The sequence below is a fragment of the Desulfosporosinus lacus DSM 15449 genome (assembly GCF_900129935.1).
GTDB lineage: Bacteria > Bacillota > Desulfitobacteriia > Desulfitobacteriales > Desulfitobacteriaceae > Desulfosporosinus > Desulfosporosinus lacus.
Map to the genome: position 1 here is coordinate 17042 of NZ_FQXJ01000023.1, position 21265 is coordinate 38306.

The following is a 21265-nucleotide window of genomic DNA, read 5'->3' on the forward strand; positions in this document are numbered from 1 at the left end:
ACTCTGCTCCAAAATTGCTCCTTGAAGCCCTAGCTCAGTCCATCAGCTTTCATATGAGTAACTGGCAAATAGAGCAACTTAATCTATGCTTTTGCCTTAAAAGAGTAATGGTGATGTAACTAAACTTGTTTTCCGGTTTATTTCATCCCCACTCTATTTGTTAATCCCCTTATTTAATAGAGGACTGTTCACCACTTCAAAGGTGTACAGTCCTCTTTCTTGGGATAACCCACCACCAGCTTGAAAAAATCTCAAGTTTCGTTACGGCCCCATTACTCCATAGTTTAAATTTATATTTCGTTTCTGACGAGGAGTAAAACTACTCAATTGTTACAACTTGCCCTCTTTTTAATCCTTTAAAGCCCTTAATACCATTTCCGGGGTAATGGGCAGGTTGTAAAATCTTACGCCGATGGCATCATAAATCGCGTTGGTAAGAGCCGGGAAAGTAGGCTGAACAGCTCCTTCACCTGTTTCCTTCACCCCAAACGGAGCTGAATGATCATAACTTTCTACTATGTTAGTATCCATTTCTGGCATTTCCATAGTAGTTGGCGTCTTGTAATCGTGGAAGTTTGGGTTTAAATGTTTACCATTGACATCTAACTTCTGATCTTCGTAAAGACAGGCTCCTATATTAAACATGATGGACCCTTCTACCTGTCCGTCTACACTCATGGGGTTAACTGGTGTACCACAGTCACCGGCTTCAGTTACCTTCTTCACATAGATTCGGCCAGTTTCCACATCCACTTCTACTTCGTGTACTTGGGAACTAAAACCGAAAGTAGGAGAGTGACCAATATTTGCGCCCTGAACCCGATTCCCGCTTATAATATCAATTCCCTTGCGCCTGGGTGGAGAAAAGTTACCCATACCAACCAAGGTCCCCTTGATACTGGTATAGGCCTCAACAGCCTTTTCCCACGAGATCCGTTTCTTGATCTCATACATTGAATATATCTCATGATTTTTAATCACTAATTGATCGGCCCGTACTCCAAGCATTCCGGCTGCGGTTTCTTTTAGTCTTTGATTAATTTCTACGCAGGCCATCTTGATAGCAGCCCCGGCCGCATAAGTTAGACGGCTGGCAAAACTTCCCAAATCAAAGGCCCCTATTTCTGTATCTCCCGACTGAACATGTACATCTTCATAATGGATACCAAGTTCTTCAGCTACCATCTGGGCCATGACGGTATTACACCCCTGACCGATCTCCGCGGCTGCACAAAGAAGGGTAACTCCTCCCTCTGTATCTACCCTGATCATCACTGTAGTGTGCGGCTTATAATTTTGATAAAGAGTGTAGGCTGTGCCGGTGATATAATACCCCCCCGCCATTCCAATACCTTTCCCAAAAGGTAACTTGCCCTGTTTTTCCAGGAAACCTGATTTTTTAACCGCTGTCTCAAGGCATTTCTTAAACTCGGAATGCGGTACGAACATATTATTAATGCAGGTATGTCCGGATTCGATAGCGTTTTTTAGTTTCAATTCGTATGGGCTAATTCCCATCATTTCAGCCATTTCATCCATCAAGCACTCCAAAGCCCACCGAGGTTGAACCCCGCCGAGACCGCGCATGGCCCCAGTGCTGGGTTTATTAGTATAAACACTTCTTCCCCGAAACCGGGCGTTAGGAACCTTATAGGGCAGATGTATCATTGAGGCAGTGTAAAACAACACAACGATCCCCCAGCCAGAGTATGCACCTTTGTCCAATGTATTGTCAAAATCTACAGCTTGAATATAACCATCCTTATCCAAACCCATTTTCACCTTCATATGGCATGGATGCCGGCCTTTGTTCGTATAAAATACTTCTTGGCGATCGTAAACTACTTTAACGGGCCTGCCTACCTTCCTTGATAACAAGCAGGCTACAAATTCTGAAGGCGCTGCTTCTCCTTTGCCGCCAAACCCACCGCCAATTGTAGGAAGTGTAACCCGAATTTTGTTCATGGGTATTTCTAATACTATCGACATTTGTCGATGTAAGTAATGGGGAATTTGACTGCTGGCCCACAAATGCAGTTGACCGTTTTGAGCGTCATAACTGGCAAGGGCTGAATGCGGCTCAAGAAAGCCGTGTTGCGGATAGTTAGTATGAAACTCTCTTTCTAAAACATACTCACACCCGGCAAAGGCCTTATCCACGTCGCCATAGACCTGCTCCCCAGCATGCATTATATTTCCCTTACTATCTTCATGGATAAGCACTTCCTGAGAGCGTTCCATAGATTCAAAAGGATCGAGCAAAACTGGCAGAGGCTCATATTCGACTTCAATCAATTCCAGGGCGGCTTCGGCAGTTTCTTCATCCAGGGCAGCAACGGCAGCCACGCCTTCACCATAGAACCGAACCTTTCCAACGGCTAAGACAGTCTCATTGGCTGCCTGTGGAACGATACCCCATTTGTTAGGAGCCTCATCTCCGGTAAGGACTGCTAGAACACCCGGCAACTCCAGAGCTTTGCTGCAATCAATATTTTTAATGATTGCATGAGCGTATGTGCTGCGTTTAATTTTCCCATAAACCATTCCGGGGAGTGTCATATCCCCTGTATAAATTGCTTCCCCCTTAACCTTGATAGGGCCATCTATCCTGGGTACACTTCTTCCCACCTGGGTATATCTATTCTCATCCTGGCAGGCGGGTACCCCTTCGAGATTCCAGCCTTCCGGGGTCAGATTCCATTTTGATTTTAAATCTTTCTTCTCCATTATTGCACCCCCTCTTTGGACCAAACCTTAGCCGCCGCTTCAACTGCTTCAATTATTCTCTTATAGCCGGTGCAACGACAAATATTTCCACTTAACTCGTGTTTTATATAATGCTTGGTTGGATTAGGATTTCTGTCCAACAGCGCCTTTGAGGACAAGATCATACCCGGTGTGCAAAAACCGCACTGTACGGCACCATGATCGACGTATGCCTGCTGAATCGGATGAAGCTGGCCGCCTTCCTTTACCAGACCTTCAATAGTGGTAATTTTCTTGCCCTGGCTGGCAATAGCAAGTTTAATACAAGACAACTCTGGTTTGCCGTCAATTAACACGGTGCAGGCTCCACAGTCGCCATCTCCACAGCCTTTCTTACTGCCTGTAAGGCCTACTTTATTTCTGATGACATCGATGAGCAAATCTCTGGCATCAATGGCTACTTCATAAATCCTACCATTGATATCTAATTCAATTAGTTTTTTCATCAACTATACCCCCTTCGCAGCGGCATAAGCCTCTTTAAGCAACCTGCGTGCCAGTACTTTGACAATTTCGCGGCGATATTCAGCAGATGCCCGAATATCATCAATCGGTTTAGCTTCACCTTGGGCCGCCTCAGCAGCCTTTTCGATCAGTTGATCAGTAAGCTTTTGCCCTAGTAAGAGAGCAGTAACTTCCTTTGATACCAAGGGCCTTGGATAAACAGACCCCATCACAAGCTTAACATTTTTAACTGTTTCACCGTCATCTTCCAGCTCTATATTTACAGCCATATTGACACAATCGATTTCCATGGCATCTCTGCGTCCCATGTAGGCATAGCGGCATGCTGATTTCAGTTTAGGTTCCGGCAGTACGAACTTTGTTAACATTTCACCTTCTGCAAGGTCCAGTACCCGGACGCCTAAAATAAATTCTTCCAAGGGCAGTTCTCTCTCCCCCGAAATACTGCTAAGCACCACTTTCGCGTCCATCGCCACTAGGGGTGTCGGGGTCTCTGCTGCCGGAGAAGCATTACAAGAATTGCCTCCTAAACTAGCCATATGCCTTACCTGAGATGAACCTACCTCACCAGCTGCGTATGCAAGAGCAGGGTATTTTGCCTGAATCGCCTCTGAAAATTGAATCTCAGCCAACTTAGTATTTGTTCCGATAACAGCGCCTTTTCCTTGCTCACAAAAAATTCCTTTAAACTCCTCTACCCCATTGATGTCGATCAGATAGTCGGGGCTAATTGCCTTCGCCTTCATCACCACCATTAAATCGGTGCCCCCGGCGAGTATTTTGGCCTTACTCCCCAAGCGGGCAACCAATTCTAGGGTTTCTGCCGGCGTTTTTGGTGCAAAATACTCAAAGTGATTCAAAAACATCTTAGAGCAACCTCCTCTTTTTGTTTAAACTTGGACATTGCAGCCGTATCTCACTAGGCAAAGCCGTTGTATTAGACAACATACTTGCTGGCTTTCCGGTAAATAATTTTATGTTCAAGTGTGAAATCCTCTGGTGTGAAAATATATTGTGGATTAGTTTGTCGAAAAAGGAAGCTTCCTCCTTTGGGTAAGTTCCCCATTTTGGCTCATCTCACTTTCATCGAGAATATTTATGAGCTTGACTATCTAATCAATGAATACCTCCTCCGTCATATTTTTCAAATTAAAATTCTAATTATTCAGTATATTCCACAAATATGCAATTATTGTGCCAGAAAAACATACTCGTCGCTACCCCTTGCTGCAATTAATGGAGAGATCCAGCGGCACACATAAATTATTGAGACAATATACTTTTGTTTAAATTGACGCATGGTTGTACAATTTGATTTACATCACAGGGATTGATCATGATATAATTAGAATATATTGACTATTTAATTAATTAGTCTATTCCGACAGTATCAAATAAGGGGTGAGATTAATGAGTCACGTAGAAGAAACAATTAACCAAGAACTACTAGAACATCTTCGGAAGCGAAATGACGAATTAGAGCACCAGAATCGGGACCTTTTAGGGATGCTTGAAAACTCTTATGATGGTCTGCTTATAGCCGATAATGAAAGTAGAATTTTATATATCAATCCCTCGATAGAACGAATTATGGGGCTTAAATATCCGGATTCAATTGGTCAAACAACAAGAGAGCAAATTGAAAAGGGGATAACTGACGCCAGTGCAACGTTGAAGGTTATTGAATCCGGTCAGAAAGAAACTGTAGTGATTAACACAATTAATGGTAAGATTGCTCTAAGTACTGGTGTTCCAAGTTACGATAGTAACGGGAAAATCCACAGGGTCTATTGTAATGTGCGGGATATCACGGATTTGAATCAACTAAAGCAAAAACACCAGCAAACTCAAGTGCTTGCCTCGAAATACTTAGCAGAACTGAATCAACTTAAAAAAAATAATAACTCGGAGATCATCGCCCATAGCAAAGAAATGCGCAAGGTTATTGATTTGGCGTATCGAGTAGCTAATGTTGACAGTTCGGTGTTGTTGCTAGGCGAGTCTGGGGTGGGGAAAGACTTAATTGCTAAAATAATTCATAAAGCAAGCCCGCGTAATGAAGCGGGATTGTTTTTAAAAATTAATTGTGGAGCTATTCCTGAGAATCTTTTGGAATCCGAATTATTCGGATACGAAACAGGAGCCTTTACCGGAGCCAGCAAAGAAGGTAAAGCGGGATATTTTGAGTTTGTCAATAAAGGCACACTATTTTTGGATGAAATAGGAGATTTACCAAAAAACATGCAGGTCAAACTCTTGAATGTTATTCAGGATCAAAAAGTAACCAGGGTGGGAGGGGTTAAGCCAAGAGAGATTGATGTGCGGATATTGGCTGCCACTAATAAAAACCTTGAGGAAATGGTCACGCACGGACTGTTCCGTGAAGATTTATATTATCGATTAAACGTTTTACCGATCACAATTCCCCCCTTGCGAGAGAGAAGAGAAGACATACTTTTAATTGCTCAACATTACGCGGATCATTTCAACAAAAAATATAATCTCAATGTCAAATTCAGTAAAGAAGCGATTGAAATCTTGTCAAAATATGATTGGCCGGGTAATGTGCGAGAGTTGACCAATTTAGTTGAGCGCTTGATCATTATTGCTCAAGAAACAGTGATAACTCCTGAACACATCCCCCCCAAATACCATTCGGCTTGCGAACCTCTAACACTAGAATATAATTATCAAGCAAAGACACTTAATGATGCTATGGAAGAATTCGAAAATAGATATATTGCTCAAATGATTACGCACTGTGGGAGCAGGGAAGAAGCAGCCGTACAGCTGGATATCAGTTTATCTAGTCTAACCAGAAGGATTAGAAGACTAAGAAGGTCAAAATTGGCGTTCATAAATGACTGATAAAAAAGTTCTTGGACAAAAAGAATTAGGGAGTAAGTAAAATAAAAGGTCATAAATCGACTTTATTTTCAGAAAATATAGAATATGCCAAAACCTTCGACCGCTCTTCAATATCTCAAACTTGTCCTTTTGCTTTTCTACATAGAAAAAGGGCTGTTTCAAAATACAAATGTAAATTTCTATTTTGAAACAGCCCTTACTTTTGCTTCGATAACCTTTTATAGCTCTCTATCAATTTTGTCTCTCTTTCCGTTTGACAAACTATTTACTTCATTTAATAGTTTGTCCAATTCACGGCTAATAGTAACTACTTCTTCAGAAGTAAGTTTATTAAATGTAGCCAGCTTATTAAGTTGATCGCGTTTCGTTTCAACGGCATTTAGTAAGTCCTGTAAATCGCCCCTCATTAGACCACCTTCCTCAACGTCCAAAAAGACAAGAGATTAGGGGTATTAGTTACTCTGCCTTTAATGAAATAAGATACTTAGGGATGACAATTGAAATTACTAGGAATGCCAATATTAAATTGAAAGCACTACAACTACTATTTGCATCACCTCTAAATTTAAAACTAATTTATATCCTTATGAAAATTCTATTATAATTTTGTCTAATTAACAAGGGCTTATAAACACTAAGCAAGTCTAAATTTGGTTAAATTTGTCATGCCTATTCATCCTTACTTTAGTCCCTAATAAAATCAGTTTCTATCTTTGACACTGTTCTCATATTTAAATCCACAATGACCTCATACAAAGTGTTAAGCTCGATAATTTCGAGGTTCTTAAACCTCGAAGAATCTCTTAGCGTATTTTTTGCTATATAGACTCGCTTAAAACCCATTCTGTCTATTTCCCGTATACGCGCCTCAATTGAAGGAACTTTTTTCAATTCTCCTGTTAATCCAACATCCGCTACAAATACAGTATCATTGGGAATGGCTTTATCTTTAATAGAAGAAACAATACACATGATAATAGCCAGGCTTGCAGATTGTTCTTTGAGCTGAAGACCACCTGTTGTTTTAATGACCACATTTTTATCGTATAGGTTGATCTTTCCTCTCTGTTCCAAGATAGAGATAAGGGTGTTTAATTGATCTCTTCTCAAGCACTCTGCAATTCTAGAGGGATAGGGAGTAAAAGACTTGGATACGAGACTTTCTACTTCCGCAATAATTGGGCGTGTTCCTTCTTTGATCACAGTTAAGGCGCTTCCTGAAACTGTTTGTCCCTCTCCCCTTTGAGTCATAAAGAACTCTGACGGGTTATCGATGGACAGCATTCCTTGTTCAGTCATTGAGAAGAAACCTATTTCACCTGTACTTCCGAATCGATTCTTCGAACACCAAGCTCCCCTTAATTCTTCCCCGTTTTCTCCGTTAAGAATTAACACAGCGTCGACCAAGTGCTCTAACGCACGAAGTCCCGCGATTTCATCATCTTTAGTCATTTGCCCTACCATTATCACGGCCCTTGGACGACTGTTATTTTTCGCTATTTTTAGAAGTTCATTGGCGCACTCCATTGTTTGGATAGGTGAACCTGGTCGGGAATTATGTTCTTCAAGGGTGAACGTCTGGATACTGTCAATAATGATCAAATCAGGATCAAGTTCCTCAATTGAGGTTAAAACATGGTTCATACTAGTATCCGAATATACCCATATGTTACTCTTGCTTCCTTTTAGAATTCTGTCAGAGCGATTTTTGATTTGACTGTCACTCTCTTCGGCCGAAGCATATAAAACCTTGTAGCCCTTATTTGCAACATCATCTGCTACTTGCAAAAGCAAAGTTGATTTTCCTGCACCTGGCCGTGCTGTTAATATAATGATTGAATCCTTGACGATGCCTCCACCCAAGACTCGGTTAAATTCACTAATGCTCGTCACTATTCTATCGCTATTGCCAGGTAAAACCTCCGATAACCTCTTCGGAGATGTTTTTCTCTTGCTTGTCGAAGACGTCGTTTTTAGTTGACTCTCTGATTCTTCAAACGTATTCCATTCCTCGCATTTTGGGCACTTTCCTAACCATCTTAGACTTTCAGCCCCACAATTAGAACACCGATAAATTACCTTAATCTTCATCTAACGCCCCATTTCCCAAGGCACTATCTGATGCCTGAATAATAATGTGCTTCTAACACTAACCATCCCCATGCCTAATATAGCAGGGGCAATTCATAAATTGCCCCTGCATCCCTTGACAAATATCTGCGTGTATTAAACACATAGATTAGATCTTGGTAAACTTCATCTTTCCATCTTCTGCTTCGACACGAATTCGGTCTCCATTTTTAAATTCCCCTTGAAGTATTTTCTCAGAGAGTGCATCTTCAATTAACCTTTGAATAGCTCTCCGAAGAGGACGTGCTCCAAAAATCGGATCGTTTCCCTCCTTAGCAACTAGCTCGACAGCACTTTTTTCAACCTCAAGCGCTAAACCATTTTCACTTAAACGCTTGTTCACCTGACGAATTAGAATTTCAGAGATTTTGACTAGATGTTCTTCTTGGAGGGAATGGAAGACCACTATCTCGTCAATTCGATTTAGAAACTCCGGGCGGAAGGAGCGTTTCAGCTCTTCCATTACATATCCGCGCATATTTCGATAATCTGTCTTTTCATCTTTTTTAGGTGCAAAGCCCATAGCTTCTTTTTTAAGGAAGGAAGATCCTACATTGGATGTCATGATTATTACAGTATTTCGGAAGTCGACTGTCCTTCCTTTAGTATCAGTTAAACGTCCGTCTTCAAGAACTTGGAGTAAAATATTGAAAGCTTCAGGATGGGCCTTTTCAATCTCATCCAACAAAACAACACTATAGGGTTTTCGCCTTACCGCTTCTGTAAGTTGACCCCCTTCATCATGCCCCACATATCCCGGAGGTGCTCCTACAAGTCGGGAAACTGCATGTTTCTCCATATACTCTGACATATCGATACGAATCAGCGCCTTTTCATCCCCAAACATTCCCTCTGCTAGAGCTCGCCCCAGTTCGGTTTTCCCGACTCCTGTTGGTCCGAGGAAAATAAAGGAACCGATTGGACGCTTTGGATCCTTCAACCCTGCCCGTGCTCGGCGAACTGCTCGAGCAACCGCAGTGACTGCATCCTCTTGTCCAATGAGTCGTTGATGAAGGAGATCCTCCAGATGAAGCAGACGTTCACTTTCCTCTTCTGCAAGTTTTTTGACAGGTATTCCTGTCCAACTTGCAACAATTTGAGCAATGTCGTCTTCAGTAACCATAGCATTTTCTTTATAACGTTGGTTTTGCCAAGCTCCACGTTGTTCAGCCAACTCCGCTCGTAATTTTTGTTCTTGATCACGGAATTGCGCAGCTTTCTCAAATTCCTGACTGGAAACGGCCGCTTCTTTCTCTTTTTTCAATCGTTCCGTTTCTTCCTCCAGTAATTTCAAATCAGGCGGCGCCGTAAAGCTTGCTAACCGAACTCGCGAAGCTGCTTCATCCATCAAGTCTATAGCCTTATCTGGCAAGAAGCGGTCCGCAATATAACGATCAGACAGGCGGGCGGCAGCCTCAATAGATTCATCGGTTATTTTCACCCGATGATGAGCCTCATACCGATCCCTCAAACCATGGAGTATCACGATGGCTTCCTCTACAGTCGGCTCACCGACTGTGATAGGTTGGAAACGACGTTCTAAAGCGGAATCTTTCTCGATGTATTTTCGGTATTCTTCTAATGTTGTCGCTCCAATGCATTGCAGTTCACCCCTGGCTAAAGCGGGTTTCAAAATATTTGCTGCATCAATTGCACCTTCTGCTGCTCCCGCTCCTATCAAGGTATGCAGCTCATCTATAAAGAGAATGATGTTTCCGTCCGCTCGGATCTCCTCCATAACTTTCTTTAAGCGCTCTTCGAATTCACCACGGTATTTGCTTCCTGCCACCATTGCCGAAAGGTCTAAAGTAATGACTCGTTTGTTTACTAGAATTTCCGGCACTCTATTACTAACAATACCTTGTGCTAATCCCTCTGCTATCGCTGTTTTACCAACACCGGGTTCTCCTATCAACGCAGGATTATTTTTCGTACGCCGGCTTAAAACCTGAATTACCCGTTCTATTTCCTTTTCTCTTCCAATTACAGGGTCAAGACGTCCTTCGCGCGCTTGCAAAGTAAGGTCGCGACCAAACTCATTCAAAGCAGGTGTGTTCACAGGACCGGCATTTTTAGAAGGTTGAATAGCATTTGGGGCAGGTATCGAAGATTCATCCAATTCTCCACCCAATAATTTAACGACTTGTTTCCATACTCTTTCAGGACCTACATTAAGGTTTGCCAAGATGCGAGCTGCAATTCCCTCTCCCTCCATAATAAGACCTAAAAGCAAGTGTTCTGTTCCAATATAATTAACCTCTTGCCGATGAGCTTCCTCATTCGCCAATTCCAAGACCCTTTTTACTCGAGGGGTGAATCCAACTTCCCCTTTGATAGGCTGACCCACCCCAGTGATTTGTTCAATCTGATTCTGTATTTTTGCAAGGTCCAAATTCATTCCTGTCAAGGCTTGCGCAGCAATGCCTTCCCCTTCTTGAATAAGCCCCAGCAAAATGTGCTCAGTCCCTACCACTTGATGGCCCATTCGTTTGGCTGCATCATGGGCTATAGCTAATACTTTCTCGGCACGTTCAGTATAACGACCCTTCATAAATCTTTCATCCTTTCCTGTTCGCAGTTATTTATAGTTAGCGTTCGGTGAAGAGCTAAGAATTTCTGCTTGCATCTTGTCTCGTTTTTTCGTAGGCTTCACGCGATTCGTTCTCGTATCAAGCGAGCCCGTTCCTCATCACGTTGACTGGGGTCAAGTTCTCGATCGAGGATATATTGCAAACATCCCGGACGGGTATCGACGATTAACGTCGCAAAGCAATCCTTAGTCTTGGGCAGTAATCCCATATCTGTTCCTAACCGATCATGGGACAAAAGATGTATCGCATCTTCCGATGAGAGTAACCGTGCATTTTGTAAGGTTCCCCTGGCCCGCCAGACTTTGTCTTCTAAGTGTATAGGAGTTTGCTGACGAAGAAGTTCACGTGCCTGAAGCTCATGCTCAACAATCTGTCGGGTTACTGCATCTAAATGAGTTAAAATATCCTCTTCACTCTTCCCAAGTGTAATCTGGTTAGAAACTTGAAAGATGTGTCCGAAGGCTTGAGAGCCTTCGCCATATAACCCCCGTACGGCTAACCCCAAGCGAGTTACCGCCCCTAAGACCTGCTGAACTTGCTTCGTGATAACCAAGCCCGGCAAATGGACCATAACTGAAGCTCTGAGTCCAGTCCCTACATTTGTAGGACAAGCCGTAAGATATCCTTGACTTTCCCTGTAGGCAAAATCAAGTTTTGCTTCCAAAAGATCATCTAACTCTGTTGCTAAACGGTGTGATTCTAAAAGCTGATTGCCCGGTAAAAGCACTTGAACTCTTAGGTGATCTTCTTCATTAACCATCACTGCATAACGGTGATCAGGGGCTAACGCCACACCCCGCGCTCCAGTTGCCCCTCCTAAACTCGGACTGATCAAATGCTTTTCTATGAGAACTTGTTGCTCAATACTATTCAGTTCTGTTAGAGGTATATAACTGAGTTCCTTATTCTCCCCTTCTGTATCGGTTAAAACTTGGGCAACAGTTTTCTCAACCTGAGCGGCACCTTCCTGGCTTAGACCATGGGGAAAAGGGAAATCCTCAAGGTTACGTGCCAATCTAACCCGACTGCTAATAACGACCGGAGAATCGGTTTCACTCATCCAGGCGCTGTGCTGTAAAAGAAGCTCTTTACGAATCACTTTTTTCCCCTCCAGCCGATTGCTCAATTTTACGAATCTGATCCCTTACTACAGCAGCCTCCTCAAACGCTTCTTGCTGAATCAAGGCTTGAAGAGTTTCCTTCAGCTTTCTTTGTTCCATGCGTTTTATGAGAGTTGCTCCTCGTCTTGCAGGGATTTTACCCACATTTTGACCTCCGCCATGAACACGTCGCAGTAAGGGCTCAAGTTGAGTTTCAAAGGTCTCATAACAGGTACTGCATCCCAGCTTTCCGACTTGCGTAATTTGGGAAAAGCTAAGTCCACATTTAGGGCATGCTGTCTCCGTTGGTTGGTCCTTTGCAGTGGAATTAAAGCCAAAAAGTGCTTGTAAAAACTCCGGCACAATGGCGGGGTGGAAGACAAAACTTACTTCTTGGGTTTTTTTAGCACAAGACTCGCAAAGATACACCTCACGAGTATTCCCGTTTTCTGTTATAAACAATTGCATAATTGCCTCTTGCTGTTTACAATGCTGACAAAGCATTTTCAAAACCTCCTTAGACCAAATCATCCCGACTTAGGGTTGTTAAAATATCTTTCATTAAACACGCGCGGAGCGTATCCCAATCTCTGAATTCTCCCCCTAAATTGTTTCCAGAAAGCAGGCTCTTAATCAGGGCTGCTTCTCTAGTCGTCAACAGTTCCTCATCCAAAAGTCTCTCTACCAAAGCGTTGGATCGAGCACGAGAAAGCTGTTCTCCAATCAATTGCCTTATAACATGTTGATACTGCCCCTCAATTCCCAGACCTAAGCGGATAATCCTCAGGTATCCCCCACCCCCTCGGCGACTTTCAACGAGGTATCCGCGTTCAACCGTAAAACGAGTGTCGAGAACGTAGTTAATCTGGGATGGTACACATGAGAACTCACCCGCAAGTTCGCTTCGTTGCAGCACAATGTATCCTTCTGTTGTCTTTTCCAAGATCTGTTTCAAGTATTCTTCAATGCGATCCGCTAGGTTTCCCATTGTTTTGTCTCCTTGTCAACGTAATATTTCTGCAGCACATATCATTGACCTTTCCTGACCTTCTATTTATATGATACCCAAATTCTAATGATTTTGCAAAGATTTTTTCAAAAAAAAATGGGAAGGCTTTCATTTCTTATAAACAAGCCCCCCCACTTAAATAATTATGAAATTATTAACTGCTAATCAGAAAATAAGACAAAGTAGAACCATGATGATAGGGTTAAAACACCAACACTGCCCAACAGCCATATTACAGGCTGTCCTTCAAGTCGCCTGGAATCAGTTCCCTTTTTCTGCGAAAAAGAGTCCTCTGCTTGCTTTGCAGGTTGGGAGACCGACGGTTTTTCTAGAGATTCACCCAGCTTTCGCATTCCCCCTTTAGACGAGGTTACGCGAGGGGATACGTCATTCCATTGTAATGAGCCCTGTAGCATAAGTTCAAGTTCCTTGGAACTTAGCAAAACATATTTCTCTTTCATGGTTGCCTCCACTTACTCGGATCATTCTTCTAAGATAATTTGACCTTAAAGATTTAATATTCGGAAACTATTATGCTAAAAAACTATAACTCGCAAATCATAGTCAAGCTGATAGTTTGGATAAGTGCACCGAAGGCACATGCCCCATAGAATGGGATTTTCTATATAATTCGCGACCCATGAAAAAAATCCCTGCCGCTTAGGCAGGGACATTTGTCCTGAAATGTCTACAAAATGAATCAATTTTTACCATCAACTTCATTTTATTAACAGCTTATGGCTAAATGAACACTTTCATTTCTTAAAGTACCATCAATTCCCTCGGTGTTACCGATAAATATCGGGCACCCAATTCAGCCTCGATAACAACCGTATCCTCAATTCCAACAACTCCTACACTCGGAAAAACAAACTTGGGTTCAATGGCTACTACCATTCCAGTTTTTATAGACATGAACATTTTGAGCCGTTCCACTAAAATAGAGGGTATCTGCCCGTTGGACTAAAAGTGCTCCTTCGATCCCTCTTTTCTGGAGATTTACCTGTAAATTAGAAACTCGTTCTTGCAATTCTTCTATAGGTATTCTCATTATTCTCCTCCATTTTTATGTAATATTCAGAATGTTGTATCTATAATTATGTTTATATTTTATAGAATTGCAAGTATTAATTTTTGAATTATTGTTTTAGCGTTATTTGGTTTCTATGATGTCTACTTGAGAAGACAATTCTGCCTATTGTAAAGCCGAGTAGGTATCCCTACTCGGCTGTGATGCTTAATACTTCTCTGGCAGTTCTTCAAAATATCCCTGAGGGTGTGCACAAGCCGGACATGTATCCGGTGCATCTGGGCCTTCGTGAATATAGCCACAGTTTGTACATTTCCATACAGTCGCAGTATCTTTACTAAAAATTGTGCCCTTTTCAATCCCATCAGCATAATGGTCAAAACGAGTCATATGGTGCTTTTCTACTTCAGCAATTGTCTGAAATACTCTGGCTATATCGGAGAATCCTTCCCTTTCTGCAACAGTTGCGAACTTAGAATAGATTTCAGACCATTCTTCTTTTTCTCCAGCTGCAGCAGCCCTTAAATTTGTCAGGGTGTCTTTATAAACTAACGGATAATCAGCATCAACATGTATAATGTCAGTTTCTTCCCCCGTATGTGCAACGAGAAGTTTGTAGAACACTTTAGCGTGTTCCTTTTCGTTAGCGGCCGTTTCCTCAAAAACAGCTTGGATATGTTGATATCCTTCATTCTTAGCAACCCCAGCAAAAAAAGCATAACGATTACGTGCCTGAGACTCACCTGCAAAGGCATTGCTTAGGTTTTTGAATGTTTCGGTTCCTGAGAACTTCATAATTCACACTCCTTTTTAGGTAGTTTCTCAAATAGGCTGCAATTTATGCCAAATCGGATAACATCTTCCAACAACCCTAGATGGTTAAGTGACGATGTGCTTTGGCAAGGAGCTGGCTAAGATCAGATGGGGTAAGGGTTCCTTTATCCTCCTGCTGAAAGGAATCGTAAGCGAAAGGCCCTTATAATTTCCGGCCAATCCTCTTCGTCAACCCGAAAGATTACTTGTGTGGCTGGGATTTGAATTGACCCCAGGGTACAAGACCATGTATCACTTAGGTTAACTTCCCAGTTTGGGGCGAAATATGTTCCCTTTCCATCCCACTTTCCTCCGATGGAGAGAAAATACTCTTCCAAATCACAGTGTGGCATTCCTCTCATTTCCAGAGAATATTCTTTGATTCCCATGGTACTTGCTCCTTCTTCTAATGGTTCTCAATTCTCAATTTAGAAATAATCAATTACTATTTTAATGATTACTTTCTTAATCCGTCCCACAAATGCCTTATTGCTGCAATTGGATGATTATAAATCATCTTAGGTCCTGAATACCGCATAGTCTCTTGAATCTTTTTACGCATTTCTGGTTTATAACAATGCACTGTACATTTTGCACAAGTTGGTTTGCTTTCTCCAAATTTGCAATGGTTGAGACGGTTCGTGGCATACTCTAACAATTCTTGGCATTCAGAACATAATTCACTGTCTGCAGAGTGGTGATGACCTTTACAATATAGCTTAATCATCATCTGCGCGGTCGCTTTTTCACGCTCTAATCTATTAGATATTTCGACTCAACTCCATTTCAACTCAGCCCATTTTCGAGGCACATGCATGTTATTCATTAATCAGGGGATTCTACCTGTGAAACTTTTAAAGGAGGGTAAAATCAGTAATGGCAAAGAAAACTAATAATAAGTCACGCAAACCTGATAACACCGAGAAAATTCCCCTTCCTCATGACTCTGATAAAATCGGGAAAGACGTATCAAAAGACCGGGTGTGAACCCGGTTTTTTCTAGTACTGGTCCCCATGCCGCTAGGCATCTTCAAAGAAGGAACTGAGTTATTTGCAGGTTGTCAGATTAGTGAACTCGTTCAGCTAAAGCTGAACCTCGAGACTTCAATGGGGGATTCTACCCCCACCGAAGTAGAATATGGAACACCCACTTGAAGAAGTGGGAGTCTCGGGATTTATAACCAGTAGTGTGATAGCTGTCATTTAGCTTCCTCTGTTATTATGTCACGAATCCTTACCGCACTCTGATAAGCCTTCTCAAGAAAGTTCTGCGGTGAATCTTCACGTTCTTCCTTCGTTGCATAAGCTTCTAAGGTCAAACACCCACGATAACTGGTTGGAAAATGATTGGCTACTTTAGTCCAGTCAATAATACCTTGACCGGGGAGCCAATGACGGTCTTTTAGCCCGTCATTATCTGACAGATGAGTCGACACCAGTCGCCCTCCATATCTATCCAATAAATAAAAATCTAGTTTATCTGTTAAATTATAATGAGAGCTGTCATAGCAAAAGCCTAAATATTCGGAATCAATTCTTTCTAGGATATAAGGAACATTATCACTCCTTAGAGTGTTCTCGATAGCAATTTTTACTCCGAGCCCCTCGGCAACTTTCACTAGTTCTAACATGCTTTCTAAGCCAGATCTATTAGGAGCCGGATGATTTCCTTGTTCTGTCAAGTGCATAACCATGGTTGGGATTTGATGGTCAGCGCAAGCATTAAGCCAGGTAAGATGACTCTCAATAATATTAGTTCTCACGGACTTCTGCTCTGACCATAACGCACCCGATTCATTAAAAGGGACATGAATATTCTCTACTAATATTCCCATATCCCTAACTAACTGGGGCATACTCTCCTTCTTCATCGGCCATGGTTTATCTTCATCTTCCCACCAAATAGAAGTCGATGCAAATCCAGCTTCTTTGATCAAACGAATCCTTTCTTGAAAAGGGAGTACATAACCGAACCATGAAAAGATACCTAGAGGATAATGATCTATCTCTTGATTCTTCAATATAACTCCTCCACCCCTGACTTTGTATATGCTATCATTTAAATAAATTTAAAAACTCCTTTGGAATATCCGTTTCATAACGAACTACTTCGCCCGTGATTGGATGTTTGAAGGCCAATACTCGAGCATGAAGTCCAATCCGACCAATAGGGTGCTTAGTCGCACCGTACTTCTTATCTCCGATCACACTGTGTCCAATATCTTTCATATGGACACGAATTTGGTTCTTCCGGCCTGTTTCTAATTTTACTTCCAACAAAGAATAATGCTTATTTTTCTTAAGAACTCTATAGTGGGTTATCGCTTTCTGACCATCATTAGGGGTCCGGCTAGAGTACATAATAAACGCCTTACTCTCCGTCAGCCAAGAAGTAATCGTTCCTTCCTCTTTTGTTACCATCCCCTCTACAACAACGACATAGGTACGCTCTAAGACAGCTTCCTTCCATGCTTTTTGCAGTAGTTGTTGCACTTTTTCGCTTTTTGCAAACATCATCACGCCGGAGGTTTCTCGGTCAAGCCGATGCAATACAAACACCTTGTTTTTAGAGTCCCGTTTTTTCACATGATCACTTAGAATACTGTAGGCAGTTTGCTCCTTTTCTGTAGCAGTCGCAATCGAGAGCAACCCCGCTTGTTTTTCAATAATCATGATATAAGGATCTTCAAATACAATAGTTAGACCTTGAGGTTGCTCTTCTATTAAGACCTTTTCCCAATTTACAACGACCTGTTGCCCTTCTGCAAGAGGATGATTAAATTGTGTGATAATCTCAGTGTCAACGGAAATCTGACGATGGGCTAATAGAGATTTAATATCTTTCCGACTTTTAGTAGGAAGTTTAACCATTAAAAACTTCATTAGTTCAGCTGGCTCAGTTACCTCCAGATAAGTATGATTATCCTTTTCCATTTTATGTTTAATTTTACCACTTGGTATTTGCATACTTGTTACCCCTTTACCTATTATAATTCTTATATTCTAACCAACGATGCCAGGCTCAAACTATATAATAATAACCCCAATATTACCAGTTAACATTGGGGGGGTCAAACTTCTTTTGCCTTATAACGATCATAACAAATATGAGTTACACCGCCTAATTAATATACCCAACCTTTCAGAGGAACTTATAAAAATGCACAAGAAAAAAGGGGCCATTTCAAAGGCCCCTTTTTTCTTGTGCAATACTATTTATATTGGTTAGCTAATCTCTTCTTGAGGTTTTCTGCTACCACGGCAGGATCAATAGGATTTCTAGCAATTCCACTATCGATTGCAGCTTTAGCTGTAGCAGCAGCAACAGCAGGGGCTACTTCCGGATTCAAAGTGCTTGGCATAATAAAGCTAGCATTGAGTTCTTCTGCAGAGACACAATCAGCGATTGCTTTTGCAGCGGCAATCTTCATAGCGTCATTAATGTCAGTAGCTCTAACATCGATAGCGCCTCGGAACATGCCAGGGAAAGCTAGAACGTTATTAATTTGATTAATAACATCTGAGCGGCCAGTAGAAATGACTGCAGCACCAGCTTCTAATGCTTTTTCAATCGGCCAAATTTCGGGAATTGGGTTTGCCTGACAGAAGCAAATAGCGTCTTTAGCCATTGATTTAATCATCTCTTCGGTAAGAACGTTGGCTGCTGATACACCAATAAATACATCTGCACCTACGAGTGCTCCAGCAAGATCACCGCTAAATTTATCAGGGTTAGTTGCGGCGGCAATCTGTTCTTTCCAAGGGTTCATTCCAACTGTGCGGCCTTGATAAATGGCACCTTTGGTATCACACATAATTACATTTTTAAGTCCAACACTCATCAAAAGTTTAATAATTGCAATTCCTGCGGCTCCTGCACCATTTGCAACAACTTTAACGTCTTCAATATTCTTTCCGACAACTTTAAGCGCGTTATAGAGTCCTGCTAAGGTGACAACAGCAGTTCCATGTTGATCATCATGAAATATAGGTCCTTTAAAAATCCCTCGAGCTTTGAGGCCTTCCTCGATTTGGAAGCATTGGGGAGCTTTAATGTCTTCTAAGTTAACTCCGCCGAAGGTAGGAGCCGTTAGCTCAACAATCTCAATGATTTTATCTACATCGCTGGTATTTACAGCAAGCGGGAAAGCATCCACATCTCCGAAGGTTTTAAAGAGAAGAGCTTTTCCTTCCATAACAGGCATGGAAGCTGCAGGACCAAGATTTCCCAGTCCGAGAATAGCAGACCCGTCGGTAACAATGCTCACAAAGTTAGCATGGTTTGTATAAATGTCAAGATTTTCAATATCTTTAGCTATCTCCAAGACTGGTTCAGCAACTCCAGGAGAATAAGCAAGTGTCAAATCATCCCTGTCTTGAGCTGGGCATGTTACTCTTACTTCGAGTTTACCTGGTTTCACAGCATGAAAAGCCAGAGCCTCTTCACGAAGATTTTTAATACGTGACATATGCATCTTCCTTTCATAATCTTTTTATTTAACGCAACAGCAGATACTCCTAAATAAATTGTTTGGTCACCTCGTTGAAGAGGTAACCAAACAATAATTAAACTATCTTACTTAGCGTTTTTTGCATCGATTTCAGCTTGAGCAGCAATAATATCCAGAGCATTGAGGTACACAGGGGTATCTACCATTTTTCCGTTGAAAGAAACGGATGCTTTGCCTTTAGCAATACCTTCTTCTTCGAAGACTTTCACAACACCAGCAGCCCACTCAACATCAGCAGGATCAGGAGAGTACATACGATTAGAGGGTTCGATTTGTCCTGGGTGAATGATCATACGGCCTTCATAGCCCATTTGACGTCCTTCAGCAACGTTTCTTTCAAAGGCTTCAATATTCTTGAAGTCAACGAAAGGAGCATCGATTGCCACAATTCTTGCCGCACGGCAAGCAACAGCCACATGAGCGCGGCCATATTGTTGTTCAACGCCTTCATTGGTTAGTTTAACACGCATATCACGGCAATAGTCAACTGCTCCGAAAATTGCATTCACATTCCGTTTGCTGGCTAAGCAGCACTCTGCAGCATTGATAATTCCTTTAGCTGTTTCAAGCAACATAGAGATCTTAACTGTCCCTACTTCTAAGCCGCGACGACGCTCGAGTTCCTCAAGTTTCCAATCAAGGCGCTGTACATCTGCGGCGCACCCTGTTTTAGCCAGAGTTACTCCACTGAGACCTTCATAAACAATAGCTTCCAGATCATCGTTAGTTAATTCTGTTTCCCAGTTATTAATACGAACATATACTTCTGCTCCACCAGTACCTGCATATTTGAGGTTTTCACGAACGATTTGACGAGCAGCTTCTTTTTCAGCCGGCGGAACGGAATCCTCTAGGTCAAGTGTAACAATGTCAGCTGGAAATTCAGGAGCCTTTGCAACCATTTTAGGATTGTTTCCAGGAATATACATAACAGATCTCATAATTGTCATTAGTATTACCCCCTATAATTTTATTTTTTTATTTCCAGGGTTAAAACCCTTGGGATACCAACACTATGCTTTAGACCTTAATCCTTAATCTTCTGTTTTAAGATGATTGGGATATCCGTTGGAGTTTCAGCAACAAATCCCCCAGCCTTCGTAATAGCTTCCATTTTACTTTTAGCTGATCCACGTCCACGCTCTACAATATTAGATGCATGGGAGAATCGCATACCTGCCGGTGCCCATGCACCTGCTACATAAACTACGAAAGGCTTTGTGAATTCACCAGCTGCGATAACCTCAGCACACTCTTCTTCTTGAGTACCACCGATTTCTGCATAGACTGCAACACCCTTTGTCTCTGGATCAGCCTCAAATAACGGCAGTAAATCCGCCATAGACGTTCCCAGGACTGGTTCTGTCCCGGTATGAATTACGGTACTGACTCCAAATCCGCCTTCTCTCAGCAACCAAGGAATTGTTCCTGACTGGCCGCCACTTCGAGAGAAAACTCCAATATTCCCTTTTTGGAAGAATTTGTTGGCCCATTCTTTATTACCGCCAAGCCAACCTACCACAGCCTCACCTGGTGTTATAATTCCGATAGACCCTGGTCCTAGGAGCCTTGATCCTTTAGACTTGGCATACGCTATCATTTGCATGATATCGTGAATCGGAGTTCCCTCAACACATGGAATAATGTTCTTAACGCCAGCATCGACTGCTTCATAAACAGCTGTTTTTAAGATTTTGCCTGGTACAAAGATAACACTGAAGTCAATTTCACCTTGCTCGCGGACAATCTCTTTTACGGTGTTAAAAACCGGTATGCCGTGGACCTGTTCTCCAGCTTTTCCCGGACTAGTTCCACCAATTACTTTGGTACCATATTCTTTCATGTACTTTGTCCGTACAGATCCCTCTCGACCTGTAATCCCTTGGACAATTACCTTAGTACTCTTATTGATCAAAATGCCCATCTTTATCCCTCATTTAACATTTTGCTTCGTTTTGTATACAATAACAACCTACAATAGT

General features: G+C 42.0%; 22 protein-coding genes. 2 read left to right on the top strand and 20 right to left on the bottom strand.

The window, feature by feature from the left end; translation table 11 throughout:
- Positions 1–348: 348 nt before the first annotated feature.
- The 3 genes from BUB11_RS22270 to BUB11_RS22280 are packed head-to-tail and all read right to left on the bottom strand — an operon-like array spanning position 349 to position 4097.
- A complete protein-coding gene (locus BUB11_RS22270; RefSeq protein ID WP_084110456.1) occupies positions 349–2727 on the bottom strand; it encodes a xanthine dehydrogenase family protein molybdopterin-binding subunit in 2379 nt (792 codons plus the stop codon).
- The gene (locus tag BUB11_RS22275) at positions 2727–3212 is read right to left on the bottom strand and encodes a (2Fe-2S)-binding protein (protein WP_073032371.1); all 486 of its coding nucleotides are present in this window, start codon (positions 3210–3212) and stop codon (positions 2727–2729) included. The genes BUB11_RS22270 and BUB11_RS22275 overlap by 1 nt, the downstream gene beginning before the upstream one ends.
- A 3-nt stretch (positions 3213–3215) precedes the next feature.
- Complete coding sequence (locus tag BUB11_RS22280; protein WP_073032373.1) at positions 3216–4097, bottom strand: FAD binding domain-containing protein; 882 nt, start codon at positions 4095–4097, stop codon at positions 3216–3218.
- A 544-nt stretch (positions 4098–4641) separates the two neighbouring features.
- On the opposite strand from BUB11_RS22280, the gene BUB11_RS22285 reads away from it, so the two are divergent.
- On the top strand, positions 4642–6099 hold the full coding sequence (locus BUB11_RS22285; protein WP_084110458.1) for a sigma-54 interaction domain-containing protein: 1458 nt from the start codon (positions 4642–4644) through the stop codon (positions 6097–6099).
- A gap of 218 nt (positions 6100–6317) precedes the next feature.
- On the opposite strand, the gene BUB11_RS22290 is transcribed toward BUB11_RS22285, so the two are convergent.
- The 12 genes from BUB11_RS22290 to BUB11_RS22340 form a co-directional block, all read right to left on the bottom strand.
- Complete coding sequence (locus BUB11_RS22290; protein WP_073032375.1) at positions 6318–6506, bottom strand: aspartyl-phosphate phosphatase Spo0E family protein; 189 nt, start codon at positions 6504–6506, stop codon at positions 6318–6320.
- Positions 6507–6783: 277 nt separating this feature from the next.
- Positions 6784–8190 carry a DNA repair protein RadA gene (gene radA, locus BUB11_RS22295; RefSeq protein WP_073032377.1) on the bottom strand — a complete coding sequence of 469 codons (1407 nt, stop codon included), beginning with the start codon at positions 8188–8190 and terminating at the stop codon, positions 6784–6786.
- A gap of 148 nt (positions 8191–8338) precedes the next feature.
- Positions 8339–10780, bottom strand: coding sequence for an ATP-dependent Clp protease ATP-binding subunit (locus BUB11_RS22300; RefSeq protein ID WP_073032379.1), 2442 nt, complete (start codon positions 10778–10780; stop codon positions 8339–8341).
- Between the two features lie 98 nt (positions 10781–10878).
- On the bottom strand, positions 10879–11919 hold the full coding sequence (locus BUB11_RS22305; protein ID WP_073032381.1) for a protein arginine kinase: 1041 nt from the start codon (positions 11917–11919) through the stop codon (positions 10879–10881).
- Entirely contained in the window at positions 11909–12424 is a 516-nt protein-coding gene (locus BUB11_RS22310) for a UvrB/UvrC motif-containing protein (RefSeq protein ID WP_073032383.1), read from the bottom strand. The genes BUB11_RS22305 and BUB11_RS22310 overlap by 11 nt, the downstream gene beginning before the upstream one ends.
- A 13-nt stretch (positions 12425–12437) precedes the next feature.
- On the bottom strand, positions 12438–12908 hold the full coding sequence (locus BUB11_RS22315) for a CtsR family transcriptional regulator (protein WP_073032385.1): 471 nt from the start codon (positions 12906–12908) through the stop codon (positions 12438–12440).
- 182 nt (positions 12909–13090) lie between these two features.
- The gene (locus BUB11_RS22320) at positions 13091–13390 is read right to left on the bottom strand and encodes a hypothetical protein (protein WP_073032387.1); all 300 of its coding nucleotides are present in this window, start codon (positions 13388–13390) and stop codon (positions 13091–13093) included.
- Positions 13391–13691: 301 nt separating this feature from the next.
- Entirely contained in the window at positions 13692–13826 is a 135-nt protein-coding gene (locus tag BUB11_RS27235; RefSeq protein ID WP_242947670.1) for a hypothetical protein, read from the bottom strand.
- Complete coding sequence (locus BUB11_RS27240) at positions 13810–13980, bottom strand: aminopeptidase P family N-terminal domain-containing protein (protein WP_242947671.1); 171 nt, start codon at positions 13978–13980, stop codon at positions 13810–13812. The genes BUB11_RS27235 and BUB11_RS27240 overlap by 17 nt, the downstream gene beginning before the upstream one ends.
- A 186-nt stretch (positions 13981–14166) precedes the next feature.
- A complete protein-coding gene (gene rbr, locus BUB11_RS22330) occupies positions 14167–14754 on the bottom strand; it encodes a rubrerythrin (protein ID WP_073032389.1) in 588 nt (195 codons plus the stop codon).
- 143 nt (positions 14755–14897) lie between these two features.
- Positions 14898–15161 carry a MoaD-like domain-containing protein gene (locus BUB11_RS22335; RefSeq protein WP_073032391.1) on the bottom strand — a complete coding sequence of 88 codons (264 nt, stop codon included), beginning with the start codon at positions 15159–15161 and terminating at the stop codon, positions 14898–14900.
- 68 nt (positions 15162–15229) lie between these two features.
- On the bottom strand, positions 15230–15541 hold the full coding sequence (locus BUB11_RS22340) for a nitrous oxide-stimulated promoter family protein (RefSeq protein WP_073032393.1): 312 nt from the start codon (positions 15539–15541) through the stop codon (positions 15230–15232).
- Between the two features lie 245 nt (positions 15542–15786).
- Between BUB11_RS22340 and BUB11_RS27665 the strand changes: the two genes are divergently transcribed.
- Positions 15787–15927 carry a hypothetical protein gene (locus tag BUB11_RS27665; protein ID WP_159436965.1) on the top strand — a complete coding sequence of 47 codons (141 nt, stop codon included), beginning with the start codon at positions 15787–15789 and terminating at the stop codon, positions 15925–15927.
- A gap of 44 nt (positions 15928–15971) precedes the next feature.
- Here BUB11_RS27665 and BUB11_RS22345 read toward each other — a convergent pair whose 3' ends face one another.
- The 5 genes from BUB11_RS22345 to BUB11_RS22365 form a co-directional block, all read right to left on the bottom strand.
- Positions 15972–16793 carry a sugar phosphate isomerase/epimerase family protein gene (locus tag BUB11_RS22345; RefSeq protein ID WP_242947673.1) on the bottom strand — a complete coding sequence of 274 codons (822 nt, stop codon included), beginning with the start codon at positions 16791–16793 and terminating at the stop codon, positions 15972–15974.
- A gap of 34 nt (positions 16794–16827) precedes the next feature.
- On the bottom strand, positions 16828–17739 hold the full coding sequence (locus tag BUB11_RS22350; protein WP_073032394.1) for an RluA family pseudouridine synthase: 912 nt from the start codon (positions 17737–17739) through the stop codon (positions 16828–16830).
- 245 nt (positions 17740–17984) lie between these two features.
- Positions 17985–19241 carry an NAD(P)-dependent malic enzyme gene (locus BUB11_RS22355; RefSeq protein ID WP_073032396.1) on the bottom strand — a complete coding sequence of 419 codons (1257 nt, stop codon included), beginning with the start codon at positions 19239–19241 and terminating at the stop codon, positions 17985–17987.
- Between the two features lie 107 nt (positions 19242–19348).
- Positions 19349–20233, bottom strand: coding sequence for an HpcH/HpaI aldolase/citrate lyase family protein (locus BUB11_RS22360; protein ID WP_073032398.1), 885 nt, complete (start codon positions 20231–20233; stop codon positions 19349–19351).
- 77 nt (positions 20234–20310) lie between these two features.
- Positions 20311–21207, bottom strand: a complete 897-nt coding sequence (locus BUB11_RS22365; RefSeq protein WP_073032400.1) for a succinate--CoA ligase subunit alpha — start codon at positions 21205–21207, stop codon at positions 20311–20313.
- Positions 21208–21265: the final 58 nt, after the last annotated feature.